The sequence below is a fragment of the Bradyrhizobium nitroreducens genome (assembly GCF_002776695.1).
Taxonomy (GTDB): Bacteria; Pseudomonadota; Alphaproteobacteria; order Rhizobiales; family Xanthobacteraceae; genus Bradyrhizobium; species Bradyrhizobium nitroreducens.
Map to the genome: position 1 here is coordinate 7,479,598 of NZ_LFJC01000003.1, position 24,851 is coordinate 7,504,448.

24 protein-coding genes are annotated in these 24,851 nt (G+C 65.5%); 14 read left to right on the plus strand and 10 right to left on the minus strand.

The features are described from left to right. Window positions 1-20 precede the first annotated feature (20 nt). The 3 genes from TSA1_RS35410 to TSA1_RS35420 form a co-directional block, all read right to left on the minus strand. Window positions 21-962: an acetamidase/formamidase family protein gene (locus TSA1_RS35410; RefSeq protein ID WP_430649807.1), complete on the minus strand. Its 942-nt coding sequence runs from the start codon at window positions 960-962 to the stop codon at window positions 21-23. A gap of 20 nt (window positions 963-982) precedes the next feature. Continuing rightward, window positions 983-2,401 (minus strand): cytosine permease, encoded by a 1,419-nt coding sequence (locus tag TSA1_RS35415; RefSeq protein WP_174719218.1) that lies wholly within the window; start codon window positions 2,399-2,401, stop codon window positions 983-985. Between the two features lie 289 nt (window positions 2,402-2,690). Beyond that, the gene (locus TSA1_RS35420; RefSeq protein ID WP_245448493.1) at window positions 2,691-3,185 is read right to left on the minus strand and encodes a MarR family winged helix-turn-helix transcriptional regulator; all 495 of its coding nucleotides are present in this window, start codon (window positions 3,183-3,185) and stop codon (window positions 2,691-2,693) included. 161 nt (window positions 3,186-3,346) lie between these two features. On the opposite strand from TSA1_RS35420, the gene TSA1_RS35425 reads away from it, so the two are divergent. From TSA1_RS35425 to TSA1_RS35475, 10 genes are all read left to right on the plus strand, one after another. Then, on the plus strand, window positions 3,347-4,624 hold the full coding sequence (locus tag TSA1_RS35425) for an amidohydrolase/deacetylase family metallohydrolase (protein WP_100181520.1): 1,278 nt from the start codon (window positions 3,347-3,349) through the stop codon (window positions 4,622-4,624). A gap of 111 nt (window positions 4,625-4,735) precedes the next feature. Next, window positions 4,736-7,027, plus strand: coding sequence for a xanthine dehydrogenase family protein molybdopterin-binding subunit (locus TSA1_RS35430; protein WP_245448494.1), 2,292 nt, complete (start codon window positions 4,736-4,738; stop codon window positions 7,025-7,027). Next, window positions 7,024-7,860: an FAD binding domain-containing protein gene (locus tag TSA1_RS35435; protein ID WP_100180363.1), complete on the plus strand. Its 837-nt coding sequence runs from the start codon at window positions 7,024-7,026 to the stop codon at window positions 7,858-7,860. The genes TSA1_RS35430 and TSA1_RS35435 overlap by 4 nt, the downstream gene beginning before the upstream one ends. Then, complete coding sequence (locus TSA1_RS35440; RefSeq protein ID WP_100180364.1) at window positions 7,857-9,056, plus strand: xanthine dehydrogenase family Fe-S subunit; 1,200 nt, start codon at window positions 7,857-7,859, stop codon at window positions 9,054-9,056. The genes TSA1_RS35435 and TSA1_RS35440 overlap by 4 nt, the downstream gene beginning before the upstream one ends. A 77-nt stretch (window positions 9,057-9,133) precedes the next feature. Further along, a complete protein-coding gene (locus TSA1_RS35445; protein ID WP_174719219.1) occupies window positions 9,134-10,288 on the plus strand; it encodes an ABC transporter substrate-binding protein in 1,155 nt (384 codons plus the stop codon). Between the two features lie 290 nt (window positions 10,289-10,578). Next, window positions 10,579-11,451, plus strand: a complete 873-nt coding sequence (locus tag TSA1_RS35455) for a branched-chain amino acid ABC transporter permease (protein ID WP_174719220.1) — start codon at window positions 10,579-10,581, stop codon at window positions 11,449-11,451. Next, window positions 11,448-12,494, plus strand: a complete 1,047-nt coding sequence (locus TSA1_RS35460) for a branched-chain amino acid ABC transporter permease (RefSeq protein ID WP_100180367.1) — start codon at window positions 11,448-11,450, stop codon at window positions 12,492-12,494. The genes TSA1_RS35455 and TSA1_RS35460 overlap by 4 nt, the downstream gene beginning before the upstream one ends. Beyond that, window positions 12,494-13,276 carry an ABC transporter ATP-binding protein gene (locus tag TSA1_RS35465; RefSeq protein ID WP_174719221.1) on the plus strand — a complete coding sequence of 261 codons (783 nt, stop codon included), beginning with the start codon at window positions 12,494-12,496 and terminating at the stop codon, window positions 13,274-13,276. The genes TSA1_RS35460 and TSA1_RS35465 overlap by 1 nt, the downstream gene beginning before the upstream one ends. Further along, window positions 13,269-13,973, plus strand: coding sequence for an ABC transporter ATP-binding protein (locus tag TSA1_RS35470; protein ID WP_174719222.1), 705 nt, complete (start codon window positions 13,269-13,271; stop codon window positions 13,971-13,973). Before TSA1_RS35465 ends, TSA1_RS35470 begins: the two co-directional genes overlap by 8 nt. After that, entirely contained in the window at window positions 13,966-14,322 is a 357-nt protein-coding gene (locus tag TSA1_RS35475; protein WP_347338562.1) for a Rieske (2Fe-2S) protein, read from the plus strand. The genes TSA1_RS35470 and TSA1_RS35475 overlap by 8 nt, the downstream gene beginning before the upstream one ends. A gap of 111 nt (window positions 14,323-14,433) precedes the next feature. Here TSA1_RS35475 and TSA1_RS35480 read toward each other — a convergent pair whose 3' ends face one another. The 7 genes from TSA1_RS35480 to TSA1_RS35510 all read right to left on the minus strand — a co-directional run bounded on the left by TSA1_RS35480 (window position 14,434) and on the right by TSA1_RS35510 (window position 21,015). Next, entirely contained in the window at window positions 14,434-15,294 is an 861-nt protein-coding gene (locus tag TSA1_RS35480) for an alpha/beta hydrolase (protein WP_100181522.1), read from the minus strand. A 141-nt stretch (window positions 15,295-15,435) separates the two neighbouring features. Continuing rightward, a complete protein-coding gene (locus TSA1_RS35485; protein ID WP_100180371.1) occupies window positions 15,436-16,740 on the minus strand; it encodes an LLM class flavin-dependent oxidoreductase in 1,305 nt (434 codons plus the stop codon). A gap of 16 nt (window positions 16,741-16,756) precedes the next feature. After that, window positions 16,757-17,515 carry an ABC transporter permease gene (locus tag TSA1_RS35490; protein WP_100180372.1) on the minus strand — a complete coding sequence of 253 codons (759 nt, stop codon included), beginning with the start codon at window positions 17,513-17,515 and terminating at the stop codon, window positions 16,757-16,759. After that, on the minus strand, window positions 17,512-18,273 hold the full coding sequence (locus TSA1_RS35495; RefSeq protein ID WP_245448495.1) for an ABC transporter permease: 762 nt from the start codon (window positions 18,271-18,273) through the stop codon (window positions 17,512-17,514). The genes TSA1_RS35490 and TSA1_RS35495 overlap by 4 nt, the downstream gene beginning before the upstream one ends. A 50-nt stretch (window positions 18,274-18,323) precedes the next feature. Beyond that, the gene (locus TSA1_RS35500) at window positions 18,324-19,340 is read right to left on the minus strand and encodes an ABC transporter substrate-binding protein (protein WP_100181523.1); all 1,017 of its coding nucleotides are present in this window, start codon (window positions 19,338-19,340) and stop codon (window positions 18,324-18,326) included. 23 nt (window positions 19,341-19,363) lie between these two features. Then, the gene (locus TSA1_RS35505) at window positions 19,364-20,155 is read right to left on the minus strand and encodes a class II aldolase/adducin family protein (protein ID WP_100180374.1); all 792 of its coding nucleotides are present in this window, start codon (window positions 20,153-20,155) and stop codon (window positions 19,364-19,366) included. After that, window positions 20,152-21,015 (minus strand): ABC transporter ATP-binding protein, encoded by an 864-nt coding sequence (locus TSA1_RS35510; protein WP_100181524.1) that lies wholly within the window; start codon window positions 21,013-21,015, stop codon window positions 20,152-20,154. The genes TSA1_RS35505 and TSA1_RS35510 overlap by 4 nt, the downstream gene beginning before the upstream one ends. A gap of 263 nt (window positions 21,016-21,278) precedes the next feature. Between TSA1_RS35510 and TSA1_RS35515 the strand changes: the two genes are divergently transcribed. The 4 genes from TSA1_RS35515 (at window position 21,279) to TSA1_RS35530 (ending at window position 24,849) form a co-directional block, all read left to right on the plus strand. Further along, entirely contained in the window at window positions 21,279-21,956 is a 678-nt protein-coding gene (locus tag TSA1_RS35515) for a GntR family transcriptional regulator (RefSeq protein WP_210421917.1), read from the plus strand. A 67-nt stretch (window positions 21,957-22,023) separates the two neighbouring features. After that, window positions 22,024-22,803: an SDR family oxidoreductase gene (locus TSA1_RS35520; RefSeq protein ID WP_100180375.1), complete on the plus strand. Its 780-nt coding sequence runs from the start codon at window positions 22,024-22,026 to the stop codon at window positions 22,801-22,803. A gap of 7 nt (window positions 22,804-22,810) precedes the next feature. Continuing rightward, window positions 22,811-23,956: a pyridoxal phosphate-dependent aminotransferase gene (locus TSA1_RS35525; protein WP_100180376.1), complete on the plus strand. Its 1,146-nt coding sequence runs from the start codon at window positions 22,811-22,813 to the stop codon at window positions 23,954-23,956. Window positions 23,957-23,967: 11 nt separating this feature from the next. Next, a complete protein-coding gene (locus tag TSA1_RS35530; RefSeq protein WP_174719224.1) occupies window positions 23,968-24,849 on the plus strand; it encodes an alpha/beta fold hydrolase in 882 nt (293 codons plus the stop codon). Window positions 24,850-24,851: the final 2 nt, after the last annotated feature.

The window sequence follows — 24,851 nt, forward strand, 5'->3', positions numbered from 1 at the left end:
TGGTCTGGAGAAGGGCGCGGTCAGGGCATGCGGGATTTTGTCAGGACGCAGTGGACGCCCTTGTTGCCGTCGACCATCTGCGTGATCCTGAGGTCGGCGGCGATCGAGCAGAGGGTATAGGCGTCCTGCGCGCTGAGGCCGCTCCTCTCGCGGATCAGCGCGATCATGTCGCGCAGCGCCGCCTTGGCGGCATCGTCGAGGTCCTCGTCGAATCCCATCGTGATCCAGTCGACCGCGGTTTCCGCGCGCGGGGAGGTGAGGCGAAGATCGCGCCGGACGTGGAATTCGAAGGTGCCGGTGAGCGCGGCCTCGATCGCCGTCAGGCAGACCTCACCGTCGCCCTGGAGCGCATGGCCGTCGCCGGCGGAGAACAGCGCGCCCGGCACGAAGACGGGAAAATACAGCGTGCTGCCTGCGCCGAGCTCCTTGTTGTCCATGTTGCCGCCGAACGCCCGCGGCTCCTTCGAGGACAACCGGCCCCAGGCGAGCGGCGGCGCGACGCCGAAATTGCCGAAGAAGGGGGACAGCGGCAGCTCCTGTCCCCAGGGCAGGCGCGCCACGTTACGCGCGCGGTCAAGCGGAATGTAGATGCGACGAAACTCGGGAAAATCCTCGGGCAGCGTGCCGAGCGTCGGCACCTGGAGGTTCCAGCCCCAATTGCAGCGTAGTTCGATATTCAGCACGCGCACTTCAAGCACGTCGCCGGGTTCAGTGCCCTCGACATGGATCGGCCCCGTGAGAAGATGCGGGCCCGGACCGCGGAAGGCGCTTGCCAGCACCTCCGCATGTCCAGGCACCACCTCAAAACCGAGCGATGGATCAGGCAGATCGTCCGGTTCGCCCGATAGCGTCTCGATGGTCACCCGGTCTCCGGATGCGATCCGGAGCGCCGGCTTCAATCGTCCGTCCCAGAGTCCCCACTGGACGTTTCCGGGAATGGATCGCAGAACGTAGTCCATCAGTCTACCGTCACTGCCTGCCGCTAGCTGCCTGCGCTGCTCGCGACGATCGAGGAGGGCGAAGTCACGAGCTTGCCGAGCCCGAGATAGACGAGGCCCGCAACCCCGATGCCGAACAGCCAGCTCAGGTCGGCACCGCCGAGTAGATTGGTCGAGATCGGCCCCTGCAGCGCGCCGACGAGGCCGTCTTCGACCAGCCAGCCGGCGACGAGGCCCGCAAAGAAGGCGATCATGCCGGCCCAGTTGATGTCGCCATAGGCGCTGGTCTCCGGCGAGCGATAGAGCTCGGCGATGTCGATCTTGCCCTTACGCTTGATGAAGAAGTCGGCCAGCACCACACCGGCCCACGGGCTCATCCACAAGAGCAGGCTGATCATCCAGTTGTCGAACGCTTTCGCGAAAGACGGCGCGAAGATGAAGTACAGCGTGACCAGATAGCCGGCGACGCCGACGATGACGGTGAGCCAGAAACGGGAGAATTTCAGCCCCGCGCTGAGCGCCGCCAACGTCGCCGAATAGACGTTGAGGATGTTGGTGGCGATCGGGCCGTGCAACACCATCAGGAGGACCAGGATGCTGACAGGCCCGCCAAATACCGCGCTCACCATCTTGGCGGGATCGGTATCCAGCGTCGTCGAGGCGATGGTCGCGCCGAGAATGCCGAGCCAGACCGTGGGCACGAACATGCCGACATAGCTGTACCAGAACACGGATTTCGACGGCACGCTCTTCGGCACGAAGCGCGAATAGTCGGAGGCCCAGGTCACCCAGGAAATGCCCCAGCCGACCCCGATCGCGGTGGTCAGCAGCGTCAGCATCGCCAGATGTGCCCCCGGAGGCAGCGATGTCGTCAGGTTCCAGTTGACGACACCCGGGCGCGTCCATGCCAAAACGCTCATCAGCACCATGATGGCGATGGTTGGCGGCACCGTGTACTTCTCGAAGGTGCGTATCGCATAGAAGCCGTAGATTCCGATCAGCACCTGCACGGCCATCACCAGCGTGATGACGACGATCTCGATCGGCCAGGTGTCGGGAACGCCGAACTGCCCGAGGATGCCCATCGAGACCTTGACCGGGAAGTAGGTGTTGACCCCGATCCAGCCCAGCGTCATCAGGAACATCAGGATGCTCGGCAGGTAGGCGCCGCGGACGCCGAAGGCGGAGCGGCTCAGCACCATCTGGTTGACGCCGGTCTTGTGCCCCATCACCGTGAAGGTCGCGAAGATCGCGCATCCCACGATGTTGCCGAGCACGATGACCGCGATCGTTTCCATCAGGCCGAGCTTCAGAATGATGCCGAGCGCGCCGAGCGCCCAGTTGACCGGCGCGATGTTGGCGCCGGCCCAGATCCACATCTGCTGCGGCCCGGTCGAGTCCCGGTCCGCGTCGGGAATTGGCTCGATGCTGTGAAGATCAGCGCGAAGTTCGGAATCCGTCATGACATCCCCCAATACGAAGCACGCTTCGCATCGTGGCAGCATAAATCGTGCCATGGGTTATGGGGCGGTCGGAACAGGGCGTGCGCCGAGGCCCAATGCAATCGGGTACGGGCTCGATTGCTACTGGAATTTCAAGCGCACGCCGCCGTCACGCGCGGGCTCGTTGCGCCGCGTTCGAGCCGTCGCTCCGCCGTCCGAACGTGCCGGCAGGACGTGGAGGACGTTGCACGGCCGGGCAGCGGTACGATGATAAATTAAGCAGCCAAACCCAAAACGGCAGCAGCAGCGTCTAGTCGAATATGGCAGCAGCGCTGTCGCGAGTGGGATTGCCGGCGACGATGCGCTGCATCATTTCAATGAAGAGCCCCTGTTCCTTTTCGCTGAGATCGCCGAGCGTGGCGCGATGCGCCTGCCGCGCCGCGCCTTCGATCTTGACCAGCAGTGCTGCGCCGGCCGGGGTCAATCGGCACAAGCGCGCACGGCGATCGTCCTTGTTGACGGCGCGCTCGACCAGATGCCGCGCGGCGAGCCGCTTCAGCGCGCCGGTCGTCGTAGTCCGATCGAGCGCAATATCGGCCGCCAAAGTGGTCTGATCGGCGGTTTCGCGCACCGCCAGCGCCGAAAGCAAGCTGTATTGCAGTGGCGTGACCTCGAACTGCCCGCAGGCTTCCTGAAACAGCGCCACGTGAATCTGATGCAGTCGACGGATCAGATAGCCGGGCCGCTGCGACAATGGCCAGGGGCGGTGCTTGGCCCGGCTACGACCCTTCTTTGCTTGCCGCAATGCACGCTCTCCCAACCCGGAACCCCCTGCGATTAGCTCGATTCGAACGCGCCCGCCACCGCCAGATCATGGCACGAGGCTTGCTTTTGCAGAATACGAAGCATGCTTCGTAATTCGCGGGCATCCGCCTGCGCGAGATGGATGAGATAGAGGAGGACGCCATGTCCGTCACTGCCAGCTTCGACCTTCTGCTGCGAGGCGGCCGCGTGATCTGTCCGGCCTCCGGCGTTGATGGCATCAAGGACGTCGCCATCCGCAACGGCAAGATCGCAGCCGTCGCGTCCGACATTCTGCCGAGCAGCGCCAAGGAGATCGTCGACGTCAGCGGCAAGCTGGTGCTGCCCGGGCTGATCGACACCCATGCACATGTCTATCAGTATGTCTCCGGCCGCTTCGGCATGAATCCCGACATGGTCGGCGTGCAGTCGGGCGTGACGACGCTGGTCGATCAGGGCGGCCCGTCCTGCATGACGCTGCCCGGCTTTCGTCACTTCATCGCGGAGCCCGCGGCCTCACGAGTCTATGCCTTTCTGTCCGCCTATCTCGTCGGCGGCCTCGAAGGGCACTTCTATCCGCAGCTCTACAGCCCCGACGGCGTCGACATCGATGCGACCGTGAAGGCGGCGACGGCCAATCTCGATATCGTGCGCGGCATCAAGGCCCACGCCGAGATCGGCGGCTTTGCGCGCTGGGGCATCCGCGTCATCGAGATGGCGGCCGAGATCGGCAAGCGCGCCGATCTTCCGGTCTACGTGCATTTCGGCCAGCTCTGGGGCCTGCCCGAGAGTGGCGCCAATGGCGAGGATGCCGACACCATTCTTACGCGCGTGATCCCGCTCTTGCGTGAAGGCGATGTTCTCGCTCATCCGTTCACGCGCCATCCCGGCGGCTTCGTCAACCGCGAGGGCGAGGTGCATCCGGTGATCCAGGCCGCGCTCGAGCGCGGCCTCAAGGTCGACGTCGGCCACGGCAGCCACTTCTCTTACCGGCTCGCCAGGAAGGCGATCGCCGCCGGCATCATTCCGACCACGCTCGGTGCCGACATTCACGGCTACAACACGCATGTGCCCGCGCCGGCCGGAACGCCCGACCAGCACGAGGACGAGGAGAACCATCCGTTCGCAGGGCAGGCCAAGTTCAGCCTGGTGCAGGCGATGAGCTCGATGATGGCGCTCGGCCTGTCGCTGGAGCAGGTGGTGCCGATGGTCACCTCCAATCCCGCCAAGATGCTCGGCCGTAGTGGGGAGATCGGAGCCCTCAAGGTCGGAATGGACGCCGACGTCTCCGTGCTCACCGAGCAGAACGGCCGCTTCGTCCTCACCGACAACGAGAAGAACGAGGTCATCGCCGAGCGCCTGCTGCAGCCGGCCTTCTGCCTGCGCGCTGGCACGCGCTTCGACGCAGTCGCGCCGATCCTGCCGCAGGCTGTCGCGGCGTAAGGCCGCGCGGTGAAGGAGGGCGCGGGGTTGCGCAACGAGCGAGAGTTTCCTTCTGGCAAATCCGGGCAGGGCGTTGGCGCACGACTGCCGCGGAAGGAGGACGACCGCCTGATGCGCGGCCGCGGCCAATATGTCGCTGACATCAGGCTCGCGGGCCTTCAGGACGTCGCCTTCGTGCGCAGCCCGCTGGCGCATGCGCGCATTCGCGGCATCCATGTGCCCGAGCGTTATCGCGGCAGCGTGTTTACGGCCGCCGATCTCGGCGGGATCAAGCCGATCCGCGCGGTGTCGGGGCTGCCGGGCTTCAAGATCTCCGAGCAGCCGGTGCTGGCCACCGGCAAGGTGCGCCAGGTCGGCGAGCTCGTCGCGATGTGCCTTGCGCCGACGCGCGCCGAGGCAGAGGATATCGCTGCCTCCGTGACGCTCGATCTGGAGGAGCTGCCCGCGGTCTACGACATGTTGAAGGCGCGCGAGCCCGGCTCGGCGCTGGTGCATGAGCATTGGGGCGACAACGTCTTCCTCGAGACCAATTACGAGGTCGACATCTCCGTCGCGCTCGACGCACCGATCAAGGTCACGCGCGAGATCTCGACGGCACGGCAATGCATGTCGCCGCTGGAGGGTCGCGGCGTGGTTGCGACCTTCGACCGGCGGCTTGATCAGCTCACGCTGCATTCGGCGGCGCAGATGCCGCACATCACCCGCAGCGGCCTTGCCGAATGCCTCGGCATGGAGGAGGGCCAGATCCGCGTCATCTCGCCCGATGTCGGCGGCGGCTTCGGCCACAAGGGCATTCTGCTGCCGGAGGAGGTCTGCCTGTCCTGGCTGGCCATGCAGCGCGGCCATCCCGTGCGCTGGCTGGAGGATCGCCGCGAGCATCTCGTCGCCAGCTCGAATTGCCGCGAGCATCACTACAAGATCACGGTCTATGCAGACCGCGACGGCACGCTGCGCGGAATCGATTGCGAGGCGACCGTGGATTCCGGGGCCTACTCGTCTTATCCGTTCTCGGCCTGTCTCGAGGCCGCGCAGATCGCGAGCATTTTGCCCGGCCCTTACAAGATGCCGGCCTATCGCTGCCGCACCTTCTCGGTCGCCACCAACAAATGCCCGATCCTGCCGTATCGCGGCGTCGCGCGCACCGGCGTCTGTTTCGCGCTGGAGCTGATGCTCGACCTCGTGGCGGCCGAAGCAGGGCTCGAGCCCGGCGAGGTGCGGCTGCGCAATTTGGTGCTGCCGGAGCAGATGCCGTTCGACAACATCACCAGGAAGCATTTCGACAGCGGCGATTACCCGGAAGCGATGCGGCGCGCGCTCGCCGCCATCGATGTCGATTCCATTCGTGCCAAGCAGAGGCTGGGCGAGGTTGACGGTCGTCGCATCGGCGTCGGCGTCTCCATCTACTGCGAACAGGCGGCGCACGGCACCTCGGTCTATTCCGGCTGGGGCATCCCCATGGTGCCGGGTCATGAGCAGGCCTCGGCACGCTTGACGCCGGACGGCGGCCTCGAATTGCGCGTCGGTGTGCATTCGCACGGGCAGGGCATGGAAACGACGCTCGCCCAGGTCGCGCACGAGATCCTTGGCGTCGACGTTGCAAAGATCCGCATCATCCTCGGCGACACCGCGATGACGCCCTATTCGACGGGAACCTGGGGCTCACGCTCGATGGTGATGGCCGGCGGCGCGGTGGCGACTGCTTGCCGTGAGCTCGGCGAACGCGCAAGGCGCATCGGCGCCAAGCTGTTGCAGCACGATCCGGCCGCCGTGGTGTTGCAGAACGGCGAAGTGCGCGGCGTCAACGGCAGCGTCAACATCCAGACCATCGCCCACACCTGGTATCGTCGCCCGCAGGATCTCCCGGCCGATGTCGATCCTGGCGGGCTCGAAGTGACCCAGGGCTACAAGCCCGTCCGCGACAGCGGGACCTTCAGCTATGCCGCGCACGCGGCCGTGGTCGCGGTCGATCCTGATGTCGGCGAGGTCGAGATCCTCGACTATGTGATCGTCGAGGACGGCGGCGTGCTGGTCAATCCGCAGGTGGTCGACGGGCAGATCTATGGCGGTCTCGCGCAAGGCATCGGCACCGCACTCTACGAGGAGATGCCGTTCGATGCCTCCGGCCAGCCGCTCGCGACGACGCTCGCCGATTATCTGCTGCCGGGCCCGACCGAGGTTCCGGCCGCGCGGCTCGATCACATGGAAACGCCGTCGCCCTATACGCAGTTCGGCGTGAAGGGCATCGGTGAGGGTGGTGCGATTGCGCCGCCGGCCGCTATCGCCAACGCGGTCAACGACGCGCTGCGTCCGCTCGGCGTCGAGCTGATGCAGTCGCCGATCACGCCGCATCGCGTCGTCGAAGCGGTACTGGCCGCCCGCGCGACTGAGAGGAGCGCGGCATGAAACCGGCGCCCTTCGCCTACGAGCGCCCGCGCGATCTCGACGCCGCGCTGTCGATGCTGGCCGCAAGCGGCGGTTCGGCAAAGGTCATCGCCGGCGGCCAGTCGCTCGGACCGATGCTCAATCTGCGGCTGGTGCAGCCGGAGCTGATCGTGGACATTTCCGGCCTGGCTGAGCTCAAGCGGGCCGAGGTTTCCCGCGGCGAACTCGTGCTCGGCGCCTTGGTCACCCATGCCGACATCGAGGACGGGCGCACCGCCGACGTGACCCGCGGCGCCATGCGCGGCGTCGCCGCCAACATCGCTTACCGTGCGGTGCGCAACCGCGGCACGATCGGCGGCTCGCTCAGTCATGCCGATCCCGCTGCGGACTGGATTTCGGCGCTCGCCGCCTTGGGCGCGCGCGTGACGCTGCGCAGCCTTGCCGGCGCTCGCACGATGGCGATCGAGGCCTTCGTCGTCGGCGCCCTGGAATCGGCGCTGCGTGCGGGCGAAATCGTCGAGGCGATTCACGTCCCGTCACGGGCGGCCTCGGCCCATTGGGGCTATGCCAAGAGCTGCCGCAAGACCGGCGAGTTCGCCCACGCCATCGCCGCGGTACTGATCGATCCGACCGCTGCCTCGGCGCGCGTCGTGATCGGTGCGATCGATACGACGCCGATCGTCGTCACCGACGCCGCCGAGCTGTTCGGCGGGCGGATCGCGGGCGACTACAAGCAGTGCTTCGACATCAGGGTCGCCGATGCGCTTCTCGCCAAGGCCGGCATCGACGACGCCGCGCAGCGTCACATCCATGTCAGCGTGTTGAAGCGCGCCCTCCTGGAGGCCGCGGCATGACCACGATCGCGCTTCAGGTCAATCGCCGTGCGGTCGAGATCTCGGCCGAGCCGCGGACCAGCCTGGCCGATTTCGTCCGCGATGGGCTGGACTTGACCGGCACCCATCTCGGTTGCGAGCACGGCGTGTGCGGCGCCTGCACCGTGCTGCTCGACGGCGTGCCGGCGCGCTCCTGCATCACCTATGCGGTGGCCTGCGCGGGCGCCGACATCACCACCATCGAAGGGCTCGATGAGGACGAGGTCACGACCGAGTTGCGCGCCGCCTTCACCCGCGAGCATGCCCTTCAGTGCGGCTATTGCACCCCGGGGATGCTGGTCTCGGCGCGCGATCTGGTGCTGCGTCTGCCCGACGCCGATGAGCGGCGCATTCGTGTCGGCCTCAGCGGCAATCTCTGCCGCTGTACCGGCTATGTCGGAATTGTGCGGGCCGTTCAGTCCGTGATCGAAGCAAGGCGTGCGCGCAACATCGCGCCGCTTGCCGATGGCGGCCGGACCATACTTGGTCCTGCCGGTTCAGGGCGTGCCACATCTGGTCAAAATGGGCCGCAGCCTGCGACGCAGGCGTTGGCCGCGGCATCAGACAGTGTCGCGCCGGGTGCCATTCCCGATTTCACTCCGGCGACCGTTCTGAACCAGCGCTTCACGCTGCCGCACGCACCCGCAAAGGTGTTCGCGATGTTCGATGATGTCGCTGGTGTTGCATCCTGCCTTCCCGGCGTATCGCTGAAGGCGCCGCCAACGCCGGAGCGCGTGGAAGGTGCGATCCGCGTCCGGCTCGGGCCGATCGCGGCGTCCTTTGAGGGCGCCGCGCGTGTCGAACGCGATCCCGCAACATTCTCCGGCCGCATCATCGGCATCGGCACCGACCAGCGCAGCCGTTCGGCGACGCAAGGAGAGATTCGCTACCGCCTGCTTCCGCTGGAAGGCGGCGCGGCGACTGCCGTGGAGCTGTCGATCGGCTACACGCTCTCGGGAATGTTGGCCCAGGTCGGCCGGCCCGGCCTCGTGCGCGATCTAGCCAAGCGCCTGGTTGCGGAGTTCGCGGGCAATCTCGACCGCCACCTGTCCGGCACAGCGCCGGGGCAGGCGACCGCGGCCGAGCTCAGCTTCTGGTCAATGATCTCGGAAGTTCTGCACGCCCGGCTGGTGCGCATGTTTGGCCGCGTCTTCACTGGAAAAGATGGTGCGGAATGATCGGCGTGCCGGCGCCGTGGAGTGACGAAGCCTCGGACGACCCTGGATATCAACAGCGTGGGATTTGGAGAGACAACATGACACGAGCACTCGGACTGGTTGGGACAATCGCGCTGGCGACGGCCTTGTTCGGCGGCCCCGCAGGGGCGCAGACCATCAAGATCGGCGTCAATGAGCCGCTCACCGGCGCGTTCGCGGCCTCCGGCACCTACGTCGTCAACGGCGCGAAGATCGCCGCCGACGAGATCAACGCCAAGGGTGGCATCTTGGGCAAGAAGATCGAGCTCGTCATTGAAGACAACAAGAGTAACCCGACGGAAGCTGCCGCCGTCGCCGAGAAGCTCATCACCAGTGACAAGGTGCCGGTGCTGATGGGCGCCTGGGGCTCGAGCCTGACGCTCGCGGTGATGCCGAAGCTGATCGAATACGAGACACCCATGGTGGTGGAGACCTCGTCCTCCGGCAAGATCACGACGACGGGCAATCCCTTCATCTTCCGGATATCGCCGCCGTCAGCGGTCGAGGCCGCCGCGTTCAAGGGCATCGTCGACAAGCTCGCGCTGAAGAAGGTCGACTTCCTCGTCATCAACAACGACTGGGGCCGCGGCACCGCCGAGGACTTCAGCAAGATGATGAAGGACAAGGGCATCACCATCGGCCTTGTCGAGACCATGGACCAGGGTGCGCAGGACATGAGCGCGCAGCTTTCCAAGATCAAGAGCTCGGATTCCGAGACGGTGATCGTCACCACCGCGGTGGATCAGCTCACCCTGATCTTCAAGCAGGCGGCCGCACTCGGCCTGAAGAAGCGCATCATCACCACCGGCGGCTCGCAGAACCCGGACCAGATCATCGCCCAGGCGGGCGCCGCGGCCAACGGCACCATGCATCTGACCACCTTCCTGCCCTGGTTCCCGGACAAGACGCCGAACCCGGAAGCCACCAATTATTTCATCACGGAATGGAAGAAGCGCGGCTTCGAGTTCGCCGGCTGCACCGAGAGTTTCCGCGGCTATGACGGCATTCGCACGGCGGCAGCCGCGATCGAGAAAGCGGGCAAGGCCGAGCCGGCCGCGATCAAGGCGGCGCTCTGGAACATCAACATCAAGGGGCTGAACGGCGACATCGTGTTCCGCAAGTCCGGCCCCGAAGGCAAGGAGAGCGGCCAGAGCCAGCCGAACGTCTATCTCATCGAGATCAACGACGGCAAGGTCGAGATGAAGACGCTCTAACACTCGTAGTCGCGGGCGAGGGCGGTGCATCGCCGCTCTCGCCTCACTACACAGGGCTATCGCATATGAAGGGAAGCGTGGCGGGCAGCTCGCCTGCGGCCCATCCTTCGAGACTCCCGCCTGCGGCGGGCCCTCAGGATGAGGTCGGGCTTTGCAGCGAGATATTGGATCCTCATGGTGAGGAGCCCGCCAAAGCGGGCGTCTCGAACCATCGAGGCCGACCTCATCCGGCAGCCGCCCACCGTCATATGCGATAGCCCAAATTTACTACGATTCATCCAGGAACGGCTTTGAGCGAATTTCTCCAGCATCTGGTCAACATGCTCGTGCTCGGCGGCACCTATGCGCTGCTGGGCATCGGGCTGACCTTGATCTTCGGCATCATGAACGTCGTGAACTTCACGCACGGCGTGCTCTACACATTTGGCGCCTACATCATGTTCATCGTGGTGCAGCAGCTCGGGCTGAATTTCTTCGTGGCGTTGCCCGTCGCGGTGCTTGCCGGGTGGCTGCTCGGGGCAGCGATCGAGCTGACATTGCTGCGACCGCTGCGCGGCTCCGACATCGACACCACGATGCTGGTCATGATCGGCGCCTGGATCGCGATGCAGTCGGGCGCGCTGTGGATCTGGGGCGGCGTCGCCAAATCGGTGGCAACGCCATTCCCTGAGGCGCCGCTGGTGCTCGGGCCGGTGTCTGTCTCCTGGTTGCGCCTGTTCGTGCTCGCTGCGGCCGCGATGTTGATCCTGGTGACTTACCTCCTGATCAACAAGACCAGCCTGGGACGTGCGATGCGGGCGACGTTTCAGGACCACGACACGGCTTCGCTGATGGGCGTCAATGTCGACATGATCTACACCTCGACCTTCGCGATCGGCTCCAGCCTTGCCGCCGCCGCCGGCGCGCTGCTCGGACCGGTCTACGTGATTTTCCCGCAGATGGGCGATCTGGCCGCCGTCAAGGCGTTCGCCATCGTCATCCTTGGGGGCCTCGGCAACATCACGGGCGCAGTGATCGGTGGCTTCATCCTGGCGCTGGCCGAGGAATTGGGGGCGGGTTACGTCTCGTCAGGCTACCGCGATGCCATGGGTTTCGTGATCATCATCGCGGTCCTGATCTTCCGGCCGACGGGCCTGTTTGCGCGCGCGGAGCGGGTTGGATGAGAGCCGCCGTCACCATCCTCGTGGTCGCTGCGCTTGCCTCGGTACCGCTCTGGCTGCGCGATCCCTATCTGCTGAATGCGCTGATCACGACCGGCATCTTCGTCATCGGCGCGATGAGCCTCAATCTGTTGCTCGGCTTCACCGGCCAGCTCAGCCTCGGCCACATCGCTTTCTTCGGTATCGGTGCCTATGTCAGCGCGCTGACGTCGCTTGGCTTCGACGCCGGCCTGCCCGGAGGCTTCCGTCTGGTTCACACGTCCTGGCCGCCGATTGCAGGCTTCGTGCTGGCAATCCTGGTCGCCGGATCGTGCGGCTATTTCGTCGGGTTGCTCTCCTTCCGCGTCCGCGGCGCCTATTTCGTCATCGTGACCATCTCTTTTGCCGAGGTCGTCCGGCTGGTCGCGCTGAACTGGGTCGAGCTGACGCAGGGTCCGCTGGCACTCACCAACATTCCCTCGATTGCGCTGCCCTTGCCCGGCTTCGGCGAGCTGACGCTGCGCACCAAGTTTCACAACTACTATCTCGTGCTGGTGGTCGCGCTGATCGCCTATCTCCTGATCGCGCGTCTCGTTCATTCCCATTTCGGCCGCGCCATGCGCGGGCTGATGGAGAACGAGACGCTGGCGGTTTCCGTCGGCATCGATGTCACCAGGACGCTGACGCTGGCGGCCGTGATCTCGGCAGCCATTGCCGGTGCTGCCGGCAGCCTCTATGCGCACTACATCAGGATCATCGACCCCGAGGTGTTTGCCTTCATCAACACCGTCACCATGGTCATTATGGTGATCTCAGGCGGCAAGGGCTCGCTGGCTGGTCCCGTCGTTGGCGGCCTGATCTTCGGGCTGTTGCCGGTTGCGCTGCGGCCGGTCATGGCGCCGGAGGCGCAGTGGATCGCCTATGGCGGCGTGCTGATCGCCATCCTGTTCGTGCTGCCGCGCGGCATCGTGCCGTCGCTCGCGCAGCGCTTCGCCAGGCGGCGGAGCGGGGCCGCGGCGCTGGCGACGGCCGCGCTCACCGACACCGGCGCCAAGGAGCCAGCGTGATGACGGCGCGCAGCGTGGCCATGACCATCGATCAGGTCGCCGTCCGCTTCGGCGGGTTGGTCGCGATCTCCGACATGAGCTTCACCGTCGGCGAGGGCGAGATCGTCAGCTTGATCGGGCCGAACGGTGCGGGCAAGACCACCGCCTTCAACGTCATGACCGGATTCCTGACGCCGAGCGCGGGCCGCGTCACCTATCAGGGTACGACGCTGACCGGGTTGAAGCCGCACGAGATCGCCGATCTCGGCCTGATCCGCACCTTTCAGCGAACCTCCGTGTTTCCCAACGACACCGTCTACGACAATCTCCTGATCGGCCTGCATCGTCAGGGGCGGGTCCGGCTGCTCGATGCCATCCTCGGGCTGCCGGGCGCGCGCGCCTCGGAACGCAGGCTGCGGCAACGCGCGAGCGAGTTGATCGAGTGGGTGGGGCTCGAGCGCCGCGCGTACGATACGGCCGGCTCGCTGTCCTACGGCGAGCAGCGCCTCGTCGGCGTCGCGCTGGCGCTGGCGGCAGAGCCCTCGATGCTGCTGCTCGACGAGCCCGTCTCGGGCATGAACGCCTCGGAAACCCACCGCTTCGTCGAGCTGATTCGCAGCATTCGCGACCGCGGCATCACGATTTTGCTGGTCGAGCACGACATGCCGATGGTGATGACGGTCTCGGACCGTATCGTGGTGCTGAACTACGGCCGCATCATTGCCGAGGGGACACCGGATGTGATCCGCAACGATCCGGCCGTGATCGAGGCCTATCTCGGACATGGAGCGGCGCGTGCTTGAGATCCGCGACATGGTGTGCGGCTATGGCGGCGTCACTGCGCTGCGCGGTATCTCGCTGGACGTGAAGGCCGGGCAGCTCGTCGCCCTGATCGGCGCCAACGGCGCCGGCAAGAGCACGACGCTGCGTGCGATTTCCGGCCTCGTGCCGCCGCGCGCGGGGCAGATGCGGTTCGAGGGCGTCGACATCACCGGCGCGAAGCCGCCGCGCGTGCTGGCGAGCGGAATCGCGCATTGTCCGGAAGGAAGGCGCGTGTTTCCGCATATGAGCGTCGAGGAAAATCTCGACATGGGGGCTTACCTCCGCCGTGGTTTTGGCGAAATCGCGGCCGATCGCGACCGCATCTATGCGGAATTTCCGCGGCTGGCCGAACGGCGCCGGCAGGCCGCGGGCACGCTGTCGGGCGGCGAGCAGCAGATGCTGGCGATCGGTCGCGCGCTGATGTCGCGGCCGCGGCTGGTCATGTTCGACGAGCCCTCGCTCGGTCTTGCCCCCAACATCGTCGAGCGCACCTTTGCGATCATCCGTGGCATCCGCGATGCCGGCACCACGGTGCTGCTGGTCGAGCAGAACGCGTTCGCCGCGCTCGAGATGTGCGACCACGCCTATCTGCTCGAGAACGGCCGCATCGTGCTGTCGGGCGCAGGTTCCGAGCTGATCGAGAACGAGCATGTGCGGAAGGCCTATCTCGGTGGATGACGATGGCCCCGATTCAGCTGGCCTGGGCTGGACGCCGGTCTGCAAGCTGGACCGCCTGAGAGCGGAGACGGTCGTTCGCGTACATGTTGCAGGCCTCGACCTGTTGGTGATCTGGAACGACGGCGATGTCGTCGCATGTGACCGCGCATGTCCGCATGAACAGGCGGATCTGGCTCTCGGAGAGGTGAGGGCCGGCCGGCTGTTCTGTCCGCGTCACGCGGCATCGTTCGATTTGCGCAACGGGGCGATCAATCCGGGATGGCCGAGCCCGCCGTTGCGGCTCTACCCGACATGGATCACGGGCGAACATATCTGCGTGGAAGCGCGGGAGCAGCAGGCGCGGCGTTAGGCCCCTGTTTTGCCCGACCGGTCAACATGATCGAAGATGCCGACCTGCCTGCAGAATTTGTCCTTGAAAAACAACGGCATCTCTACTGTGCATGGGGTTGTTTTCGCGTATTTAGTCCAGCAGCCCGCGGACGGCGTCGACGAGGACCCCGTCTGGTCGCCGCAGGGCCTCGAGAATGGTGAAATGGTCGGCACCGTCGACCGGAATGAGCTTGCCGGGCGCCATCGCCATCACGCGCTTGTCGTGGAGATTGATGGAATCGCACACGAGCGCCGGCAGTTCGTTGCTGCCATAGGCGATGTCGAGCCGCTTCGATGTGACGGGCAGGCGCAGCGGCGAAAGCGCGGCGATTTCCTCATCCGTCAGCTTCAGCGCATTGTTGAGGCCGGTATCGCGGATGGGGGCGAGCTCGTACACGCCCGAGATGGCCAGTCCCGCATGAACACTCGGATGGTTCAGCGCCATCGCTGCGAGATGGGCTCCGGCGGACCAGCCCGACAAGACGACCGGTCCGGCAACGCCATAGGATGGGCCATTTGCGGCAAGCCAGTCGAGCGCGCGAGGGACTTCGGCGACGATGTCGGTGAGGGATACCTCCGGCGCCAGCGAATAGCCGGGAATCGCGACCGACCAGCCGTGGGCGGCGATGCCTTCGACGAGCATGGCGAACAATTCGCGCGAATTGCGCTGCCAATAGCCGCCATGCAGGAACACCAGGCAGGGCGCCTCAGGCCTGGCGGCGGGGTAGAGATCGATCTTGTTGTTCGCCCGCTGACCGTAGGCCAGATCGAGATGGGATCTCAGCGAGCCTCGCAGCCGGCTGGAGGCTGCGTTTCGTTCGGCGATCAGGGCCGCGCTATTCTTGACGGCCGCGTTGTTGTCATAGGCGGCGTCGCGTTCTGCCTGGGACAGCCCGGACCATGCGGAACGCGGATCGAGCGGTCGACCGGCCGAATGAGTATTCTCAATCATCATCACTCCGGACAATTGCGGCGTTGGACCAGCCGTGTCCGATTGGACAAGGCTGCCTCGGACTATGCCATGCGGGATCATTACTGTCTCTTGTCCGCGTCATTGTCGCGGTTTTCCGTGGCACTACGGATCACCCGCGCTCTAAGCTGCGAAGAACGGATTTGCGGGCCGTGCGAGGCCGAGATGATCGCGCAACGTCGTGCCCTCATAATCCGCACGGAACAGCCCGCGCTCCTGCAGGATCGGCACGACGAGCTCAACGAAGTCCTCGAAGCCCTCGTGGAAGTAAGGCGGCATCACGTTGAAGCCGTCGGCGGCGTGCTCCTCGAACCATTGCTGGAGCGTGTCGGCGATGCGCTCGGCCGAGCCGCACAGCACCCAATGGCCGCGGGCGGCTGCGGTGAGGTTGTAGAGATCGCGTAGCGTCATGTTCTCGCGGCGACCCTTGGCGAGCATGACGCTGGCGAAGCTGTGATAGTTGTCGGACGGTGCGATATCCGGGATCGGCCCGTCGAGGTCGTAGGCCGACATGTCGCGGCCGAAGCGGTCGGACAGGATGGCGAGCGCGTTGCTGCCGCTGACGAAGCTCTGCAGCGTGTTGAGCTTCTCGAACGCCTCCTTGTCGGTGCGGCCGACCACCGGCATCACGCCCGGCAGCACGGTGACGTCCTGGGGCCTGCGGCCGAATGCCGGCAGGCGCGTCTTCAGCGAGGCATAGCCGGCCTTGGCTTCGTCGATGTCCTGCACCACGGAGAAGACGATGTCGGCGGTGCGCGCGGCGAGCGCTTGTCCGGCCTCGGAGCCGCCGGCCTGCAGCACGACGGGGCGGCCTTGCGGGCTGCGGCCGATGTTGAGCGGGCCCTTCACCTTGAAGAACGCGCCGTCATGGTCGATCGGGCGGAGCTTTGCCGGATCGATGTAGAGACCGCTCGTGCGGTCGGCGACGATGGCATCATCGGCCCAGCCGTCCCACAGACCCTTGACGACATCGAGGAATTCGCCGGCCATTTCGTAGCGGCGGGCGTGGTCGGGATGGGTGGTGCCGAAATTCGCCGCCGTCGCCGGATTGGCCGTCGTCACCGCGTTCCACGCCGCGCGTCCCCCGGAAATGTGATCGAGCGAGGCGAAGACCCGTGCGACCGAGAACGGATCGCTGTAGGTGGTCGAGACAGTGGCGCCGAGGCCGATATGGCTGGTCGAGGTCGACAGCGCGGCCAGCATCGTCAGCGGCTCCAGCCGCAGCGTGTAGGAGGGATGGGCTGCGGCATCGGCATAGAGATTGTCGCCCATGAAGATCAGGTCGAACTTGCCGCGCTCGGCGGTGCGGCCGATCTCCTGGATCGCCGCAAAGTCCTGGAAGCTGTCGACCGCGCCCGGATAGCGCCAGCCTGCAACGTGGCTGCCGGTGCCAAGGATGAACAGGCCGAGATGCATCTGTCGTTTCATGGTGTGTTTCCTGGCGTCACGTCCAGAACAGGATCTTGCGTTCGAGGAAACCGATCAGGCCGAAGAAGGCGAGGCTCGCCGCGGACGCGACGAAGATCGCTGCCCAGACCTGGACGAAATCGATCTGGAGCACGGCCTGGTAGATCACCCAGCCGAGCCCGCCATGGGCCCCTAGCATTTCGGTGACGATCGCCACGATCACGCTGCGCACCGTGGAGACGCGCATGCCGGCCAGCAGCAGCGGCAGCGCAGTCGGCAGCCGCAGGCGCCACAGCACGCCAAAACGGCTGGCGCCAAAACTCTTCATGAGATCGACGGCGCGGCGATCGACACGGTCGAGCCCGGCCAGCATCGACAGCAGGACGGTAAAGCTCACCGCCATCGCCACCATCACGATCTTCGAGCTGACGCCGATGCCGAACCAGAGCAGGATCAGCGGCGAATAGCCGACAACCGGCACGGAATTGATCGCGGTCGCAAGCGGCAGGATCGCGCTGCGCAACGCGGGCACCAGCGCGATGGCAACGGCAAGGCCGATGCCGATGAGGCAGCCGAGCCCGTAGCCGACCAGCGCTTCGAGCAGCGTATAGCCGGCCGCGTCGACAAGGATTGCGCGCTTGGACCAGAGGCCCACGAGGATGTCGCTGACGGCCGGGAGAACGTAGGCCGGCAGATGCAGCCCGCGCGCCGCGCCTTCCCAGCACGCGACCAGGAGCACGGCGCCCAGGATGCCGCGCTGGACCGCGAGCGAAGGGGAGGCAAGGGCGCGGCTCATTGCTCGGCGTTCCAGAACACGAGCCTGCGCTCGACCGCGGCGACCGCCGCATAGAAGCCGGTGCCGAGCAGGGCGGCGGCAAGCAGGGCGGCCCAGATCGCAACGACATTCTCGGTGAACATGGCCTGGAGCAGCAGCACCCCGAGCCCGGTGGTGTCGCCGAACCATTCGCCGACGATGGCGCCGACCAGGCTCAGCGATGCCGCGAGCCGCAACGCCACGAAGATCTGCGGCAGCGCGGTCGGAAGCTGCAAGCGCAGCAGGAGTTGGCGGCTGGAGGCGCCAAAGCTGCGCATCAGCGCGACCTGCTTGGGATCGACGGCCTCGAGGCCCAGCAGCGTGTTCACCGTGACCGGAAAGAAGGTCAGGTAAAATGCAATGATCGCCTTGGCGAGCAGGGTATTGCCGAACCACAGCACCACCAGCGCACCGAAGGCGATGACCGGAATGGTCTGCGACACCACGAAGATCGGAAAGATCATCTCGCGCAGCGCACGGACGCGGAAGAACACGACGCCCATGAGCACGCCGAACGCGCCGCCGGAGGCAAAGCCGATCAGCGTCTCGGCCAGGGTCCGCAGGAAGCCGTCGACATAGGCGCGAGGCGTCGCCGCCATCGCCATCAGGATGGTGCTGAGGCGCGGCAGGTAATAGGGCCGGATGCCGAACAGCAGCACCGCGCCTTCCCAGATCACCGCCGCGATGGCGAGGCCGAGCAGCAGCCGGATCAGCTTGCGCAGCGAATCCGGTATTGCCATCGACCGCGCGGTTGCGCGGCCTTCGCTTAGCGATGTCGCCGCAGGGCTGCTCACGGCAGCCGGTCCGCCGCTGGGATGCTCTGGATGAAGCTGGCGTCATAGGCGGCGGCGAGATCCACCGGCTTGGAGATGACGCCGTATTTCAGGAAGAAGTCGTGGGCGGTCTTCACCGCATCGGCATCGATCCAGAACATCCCGTTCTTGGCGGCCGCGCCTGCGGTCATCAGGCGCTTCACCTCGGTGAGCATGAATTCCTGCTGCGCGCGGTCGAGCGTCGGGGCGGCGGCCATCACGGTGTCGACGGCACCCTTGGGATCGGAAAATGCGTCCTTCCAGCCCTTGAGCGACGCGCGAAGGAAGGCCTTGACGAGCTCCGGCTTCTCCTTGGCGGTCGCCTCGGCCACGATCAGCGTGTCGCGGGGGAAGGTGATGCCGTAGTCCTCGGCGACGAAGGTCTTCAGACTGTCCTTCGGCATCCGGGACTGGATGGTGTAGAACTCGTTGTAATAGGTCGCCGTGACCACATCGACGTTGCCGTCGACGAACGGCGTCACCGAAACCTGCTGCGGCTGGATCTTCAGCTCATCCGGCTTGATGCCTTCCTTGGCCAGCATGCCGTTGAGCACGTGATTGGCACCCGTGAACCAGGTGGTGACGGTCTTGCCCTTGAAGTCCTGGATCGTCTTCACCGGCCCGTCCTTTCGGGTGACGAAGATGAACGGCGTGATCTGGTGCGAGACGCCGATACAGACGATCGGCAGCCCCTTGTCGCGTGCCGCAAACACGCTGTCGGTGCCGCCGGAGAGGCCGAACGTGTCGGCGCCGGTCGCGACCAGATTCTCGGTGAGGAGATTGGGCCCGCCGGGGTTGATGGTGAGGTCGATCCCCTCGGTCTTGTAATAGCCCTTGGCCGCCGCGACGTAGAAGCCGGCGAACTGCGCCTGCGGCAGCCATTTCAGACGCAGGCTCGCCTTCTGCAATTCGGCGGCGGGCGCGGCCGTGACGAGCGAGCCGGTCGCCAGTGCGATGGCGGAGAGGACGGTGAAGGCGTGGCGTCGGCTCAACATGATCATACTCCAGGCGGTGAAAATCAATTGCGATAGGATGGATCGGTGCGGTCGAGCTGGCGCATCAGCGCCGGCCATTCGCGTTCGCCGGGCACGAGGATGTCGCCCTGCAATTCCCAGAACTGGCGCGCTGCCTTCTCGCAGACCTCGTGCGGGGGCATCACCAGCCTGGCGCCGGCCGCGGCCGCCGCCTGCATCTGCAGCTGGATCCGCGCGGCGCGCTCGAAATAATAGAGCAGCATGAAGGCCTCGCCCGGCGTACGGCCGACGGTGAGGATGCCGTGGTTGCGCATCAGCATCACCTTGTGCGGGCCGAGGTCGCGCACGAGGCGCGCCTGCTCGTCGAGATCGATAGCGACGCCTTCGTAATCGTGGAAGGCCTGGCGGTCGTAGAAGCGCATCGCGAACTGGCTGAGCGGCAGCAGGCCCTTCTCCTGCCCTGAGACCGCGACGCTCGCGTCGGAATGGGTGTGCAGCACACAGGCCGCGTCGTGGTTCGAGGTGTGGATCGCGGCGTGGATCACGAAGGCCGCGACGTTGACGGCCTGCGGCGTGTCGTCGAGCTTGTTGCCCTTGGTGTCGATCTTGACCAGGCTCGACGCGGTGATCTCGTCGAACAGCAGGCCGTAGGGATTGATCAGGAACTGATCGTCATGGCCGGGCACGCGCATGGAGATGTGGTTGTAGATCAGATCGTCCATGCCGAGCTTGGCGACCATGCGGTAGCAGGCGGCGAGCTTGACGCGGGCATCCCACTCGGCCGGATCGATGCCGCGCGGCGCGGCTTGCGGTTCTCTCGCTGACATCGCGTTCATGGCATCTTCTCCTGCGCGATGGAGGATTGAAACGACTTCATGCTTTCCTCTTCGATTGCATCGAGCAGGGTACGCTTGAGGCGCACGAATTCGGGGGAGGTGACGATCTCGGGTCGGCGCGGGCGCGGGAGGTCGACGATCTGTTCGAGCTTCACCGAGCCCGGACGTGCGGTCATCACCAGCACGCGATCGCCAAGGAAGATCGCCTCGTCGACGTCATGGGTGATGAAGAGAATGGTGCGGCGGTATTTCTGCCAGACATCGAGCAGCCAGCGCTGCATCATCGCCCGCGTCAGCGCATCGAGCGCGCCGAACGGCTCGTCGAGCAGCATCAGGTCGCGCTCGAACAGGAAGGTGCGCATCAAGGCGACGCGCTGGCGCATGCCGCCGGACAATTGGTTGGGATATTGCTTCTCGAAGCCGGCGAGCCCGAACTCGGGCAGCATCTTCAGCGCCTTGGCGCGCGCCTGCTCGCGCGGCATGCCCTCGACCTCGAGCGCGAGGATGGCGTTGTCCACCACGTTGCGCCAAGGGAATAGCAAATCGCGCTGCGGCATGAAGGAGACGCGGCCGAGCAGGTCGCTCGCGTGGCAGCTGTTGCCCTCGAAGCGCAGGATGCCGCCGGCGTCGGGCTCTTCGAGGCCGGCGACGATGTTGAAGAGGGTGCTCTTGCCGCAGCCGCTGGGGCCGACGACGGTGACAAACTCGCCGGGAGCGACGCTCGCCTGAAGTCCTGACAGCGCCGCGACGGCGCCGAAAGTCTTGTTGATCGCGCGCAACTCGAGCAGCGGCTCAGGCTTCGGGTGAGCCTGGGGGGCTTCGATGGTCGGTCCGGGATCGGGGAGGCGGGCGGCCTGCACCGGCATGTCCTTGTATAATGGCGGCGGCCATTCGCATACGAAAGCGGGCCGCGTCAAAATCTCTTAGCAACTCGTGTGCCAGTGCGATTTCCGGGCAAATCAGGCATAAGACTTGCGAGGTGGACGGCGAATAGGTCGGAGTCGCGCGTGTCTTCGAAGGGAAGTCGGTCGTTTTGCTGGAAGATGGGTGCCAATTTGTATACTTATATTTGTATTGGAGAAACATGATGGTGGATACTGGTGCACTTGTCGGAGGCAAACGCGTGAAAAACGGGCAGACGTCCCTGGCGCCAAGTCCCGGCATGACGCTCGCCGAGAGCCTGCGCCAGAAGCTCGAGGGGGCGATCGCGGCGGGGCATCTCGAGCCCGGCAGCCGGCTCGACGAGCAGGAGATCGCCCAGCGTTTCGGCGTCTCGCGCACGCCGGTGCGGGAGGCGTTCCGCCTGATGGCCGCCAACAATCTGGTCGAGCTGCGCGGTCGGCAGGGGGCTACGGTCCGCAGCATCAAGGCGCAGGCGCTGATCGAGATGTTCCAGGTCATGGCGGAGCTGGAAGGGCTCTGCGCCCGGCTTGCCGCGCGGCGTGTCTCGCAGGCCTGGGGCGCTGAAATTGGCAAGATTCACCAGCGGCTTGTTGCGGCGGGAGAGACTGGTGACATCGACGTCTTCTACGACATCAACCAGGAATTCCACGAAGCGATCTACGAGGCCTCGCGCAACACTTTCCTCGCCGACCAGACCCGCAAGCTGCGCAACCAAGTGGCCGCCTATCGCCGCCGGGTGACGCGGATGCCGAACCGGATTGCCGATACCGTTAGGGAGCACGAGGCGATCATGCAGGCAATCCTCGCCCACGATCCGGAGCGGGCGCACAGCGCCATGCGGGACCACGTCAACCTGCTCGGCGACAACCTGCTGGACTTCCTCGCCGCCTTCGAATGACCGGTTCAGTCTCTTGGTATGCAAATTGCTAGACCTTGTATATCTAGCTTGCATCCTGGAGACCCCTGTGGACCTGAAGCTGACGAACAAGACCGCGCTGATTACCGGCGCGTCGAAAGGAATTGGACTTGCGGTGGCCGAGCTCTTTGCCGCGGAGGGCTGTCATCTGCATCTCGCCGCCCGCAATGGCGAGGCGATGCTCGCGGCCAAGAAGCAGCTCGAAGCTCGCCACGGCGTGAAGATCTCCATTCACGCACTCGACCTGTCGAGCACTTCAGCGATGGAGAAGCTCGCCGCCGAAGTCGGCGACATCGACATCCTCGTCAACAATGCCGGCGACATCCCGGCCGGTTCGCTGGAAATCCTCGACGACGCCGCCTGGCGGCGCGGCTTCGATCTCAAGGTGTTCGGCTACATCACGCTGTCGCGTCTCTATTATCCGCGCATGAAGGGCAAGGACGGCGTCATCATCAACATCATCGGCAATTCCGGGGAGAACTGGGACGCCAGCTACATCGCGGGCTCGACCGGCAATGCGGCGCTGATGTCCTTCACCAAGGCGCTTGGCGGCCGCAGCCTCGATCACGGCGTCCGCGTCGTCGCGGTCAATCCGGGCCCGGTTGCCACGGACCGCATGCTCAAGATCATGAAGCGCAAGGCGATCGACATGCTCGGCGACGAGAGCCGCTGGGAGGAGTTGTTCGACAAATATCCCGGCAAACGGCCGGCGACGTCGGAAGAGGTCGCCGATCTCGTCGCCTTCCTCTCCTCGCCCCGCTCTGGCTACATCACCGGCACCGTGGTGACGATAGACGGCGGCATTGCCGCGCGCGGCTCGGTGATCTGAGGCGTCGATGTCGGGATCTCAATCCGCGGCGCTGGTCCGCAACCGCTATTTCGACGAGCTCTCGGCGACGCCGGGGCTGTACTGGCTCGGCCAGAACACCAACCATATCGAGAGCCATCCCGCCGTGCGCGAGGCGATGCTGCGCTCGATCGAGGCTGGCGAGTTCAATGCCTATGCCCCGCCGCTCGGCTTCGAGGCGCTGCGTGCTGCGATCGTCGCCGATCTCGGTGTGCCGGGCGCAGAAGCGCTGGTGACCGAGGGCGGCGTCAATGCGCTGGCGATGATCTGCCGGGCGCGCTGCAAGCCCGGCACCACGCTGGTGACGACCGATCCGACCTGGAAATGGCCGTGCCTGTTCGCGCGCCAGCAGGGCGCCGAGGTGATCGAGATTCCGATCTACGATCCCGCCTGCAACTATCGCCTGACGGCTCAGGCCTTGAAGGCGAATGTCGATGAACGCACCGCGATCATCTATCTGGTCGATCCCAACAATCCGCTCGGCATCCGCTACACCCGCGAGGAGATCGAGAGCTTTGCCGCGATCGCGCGCGATTGCGGGGCCCTGCTGGTGCACGACTGCACCTACCGCGATTTCGCCGACGGCCACACGCCGGCGCTCCACGTGGCGCCGCAAGGCTCGGTGGTCTCGACCAGCTTTTCGAAATGGCTTGGGCTCGCCGGCCTGCGCATCGGCGCGCTCGTTGCCGCGCCTGATCTGTTCGAGGAGTTCGCGCAGACCTCCGCGAGCGTGCTCGGTGCCAGCGTCATCGCGCAGCGAGCGGCGCAGGCAGGGCTGTCGGTCAAGGCCGAATGGATGAAGAAGGTCCGCAGCACCGACCGCGCCAACAAGGCGATGATCCAGGAGGCGGCGGCCGGGATCGAAGGATTGGCGCTGCCGATCATGCCCTCGCACGGCAACTTCCTGGTGCTGGAGACCATCGCGGCGGGCATTCGCCCGGAGGCGCTGGTCGAGTGCTATCGCCGCCAGGGCATCATGATCCGCCAGGGCACCTATCACACCCAGCGCTTCGGCGACCGCTTCGTCAAGATCAGCACTTCGGTGCCGCAGCCCTGGGCCGAGAAGTTTTGCACGCTGCTGCCGGAGATGGTCGCGCAGGCGCGCACGCTCAACGACCTGCCGCCGCAATTCTAGGGACGATGCCGATGACGATGATCACAGCAAAGGACGGCGTGAAGCTCTACGTGGAAGAGGCGGGCGAGGGCACGCCGATCCTCTTCATCCACGAATTCGGCGGTAATCACGACAGCTGGGAGCCGCAACTGCGCTATTTCAGCCGGCGCCACCGCTGCATCAGCTACGCCGCGCGCGGCTATCCGCCGTCGGATGTGCCTGACAGCGTGGAGGCCTATTCGCAGGCGATCGCGGCGGACGATGCGGTCGCGGTGCTCGACGCGCTCGGAATCGACAAGGCGCACATCGTCGGCCTTTCCATGGGCGGCTTCTGCACGGTGCATTTCGGCCTGCGTACGCCGGAGCGCGCTTTGTCGCTGACAGTGGCCGGTGCTGGCTATGGCTGCGAGAAGGAGCTCGAGGAGTATTTTCGCGGTGTCTCGCTGGAAGTTGCCGATAATTTCGAGAAGCAGGGCGCCAAGGAATTCGCCAAGATCTACGCTCTCGGCGCGAGCCGCGTGCAGTTCCAGAACAAGGATCCGCGCGGTTGGCAGGAATTTGCCGATCGCCTCGCGACCCATTCCGACCGCGGCGCCGCCAACACCATGCGCGGCGTACAGGCGCGACGGCCGTCGTTCTATGATCTCGAAGACCCCTTGAAGACAATGATGGTGCCGACGCTGGTCGTCGTCGGCGATGAGGACGATCACTGCCTCCAGCCCGGCATCTTCCTGAAGAAGACCATTCCGGCCTGCGGTCTCTCGGTCTTCCCCAAGACCGGCCACACGCTCAATCTCGAGGAGCCGGCGGCGTTCAACGCGCTGCTCGCCGAGTTCATCGCCCAGGTCGAGGCCGGGCGCTGGCTGCCGCGCGATCCGCGTGCGCTGCCGGGCCAGATCATGCGCACGAAGTAGTC

Bases quoted from the DNA above. Each gene is read 5' to 3' on its own strand.
- TSA1_RS35415 (WP_174719218.1), bottom strand. From the start codon at position 2,401: ATGACGGATTCCGAACTTCGCGCTGATCTTCACAGCATCGAGCCAATT.
- TSA1_RS35425 (WP_100181520.1), top strand. From the start codon at position 3,347: ATGTCCGTCACTGCCAGCTTCGACCTTCTGCTGCGAGGCGGCCGCGTG.
- TSA1_RS35430 (WP_245448494.1), top strand. From the start codon at position 4,736: ATGCGCGGCCGCGGCCAATATGTCGCTGACATCAGGCTCGCGGGCCTT.
- TSA1_RS35435 (WP_100180363.1), top strand. From the start codon at position 7,024: ATGAAACCGGCGCCCTTCGCCTACGAGCGCCCGCGCGATCTCGACGCC.
- TSA1_RS35440 (WP_100180364.1), top strand. From the start codon at position 7,857: ATGACCACGATCGCGCTTCAGGTCAATCGCCGTGCGGTCGAGATCTCG.
- TSA1_RS35445 (WP_174719219.1), top strand. From the start codon at position 9,134: ATGACACGAGCACTCGGACTGGTTGGGACAATCGCGCTGGCGACGGCC.
- TSA1_RS35460 (WP_100180367.1), top strand. From the start codon at position 11,448: ATGAGAGCCGCCGTCACCATCCTCGTGGTCGCTGCGCTTGCCTCGGTA.
- TSA1_RS35465 (WP_174719221.1), top strand. From the start codon at position 12,494: ATGACGGCGCGCAGCGTGGCCATGACCATCGATCAGGTCGCCGTCCGC.
- TSA1_RS35480 (WP_100181522.1), bottom strand. From the start codon at position 15,294: ATGATTGAGAATACTCATTCGGCCGGTCGACCGCTCGATCCGCGTTCC.
- TSA1_RS35485 (WP_100180371.1), bottom strand. From the start codon at position 16,740: ATGAAACGACAGATGCATCTCGGCCTGTTCATCCTTGGCACCGGCAGC.
- TSA1_RS35490 (WP_100180372.1), bottom strand. From the start codon at position 17,515: ATGAGCCGCGCCCTTGCCTCCCCTTCGCTCGCGGTCCAGCGCGGCATC.
- TSA1_RS35495 (WP_245448495.1), bottom strand. From the start codon at position 18,273: ATGGCAATACCGGATTCGCTGCGCAAGCTGATCCGGCTGCTGCTCGGC.
- TSA1_RS35500 (WP_100181523.1), bottom strand. From the start codon at position 19,340: ATGTTGAGCCGACGCCACGCCTTCACCGTCCTCTCCGCCATCGCACTG.
- TSA1_RS35505 (WP_100180374.1), bottom strand. From the start codon at position 20,155: ATGAACGCGATGTCAGCGAGAGAACCGCAAGCCGCGCCGCGCGGCATC.
- TSA1_RS35525 (WP_100180376.1), top strand. From the start codon at position 22,811: ATGTCGGGATCTCAATCCGCGGCGCTGGTCCGCAACCGCTATTTCGAC.
- TSA1_RS35530 (WP_174719224.1), top strand. From the start codon at position 23,968: ATGACGATGATCACAGCAAAGGACGGCGTGAAGCTCTACGTGGAAGAG.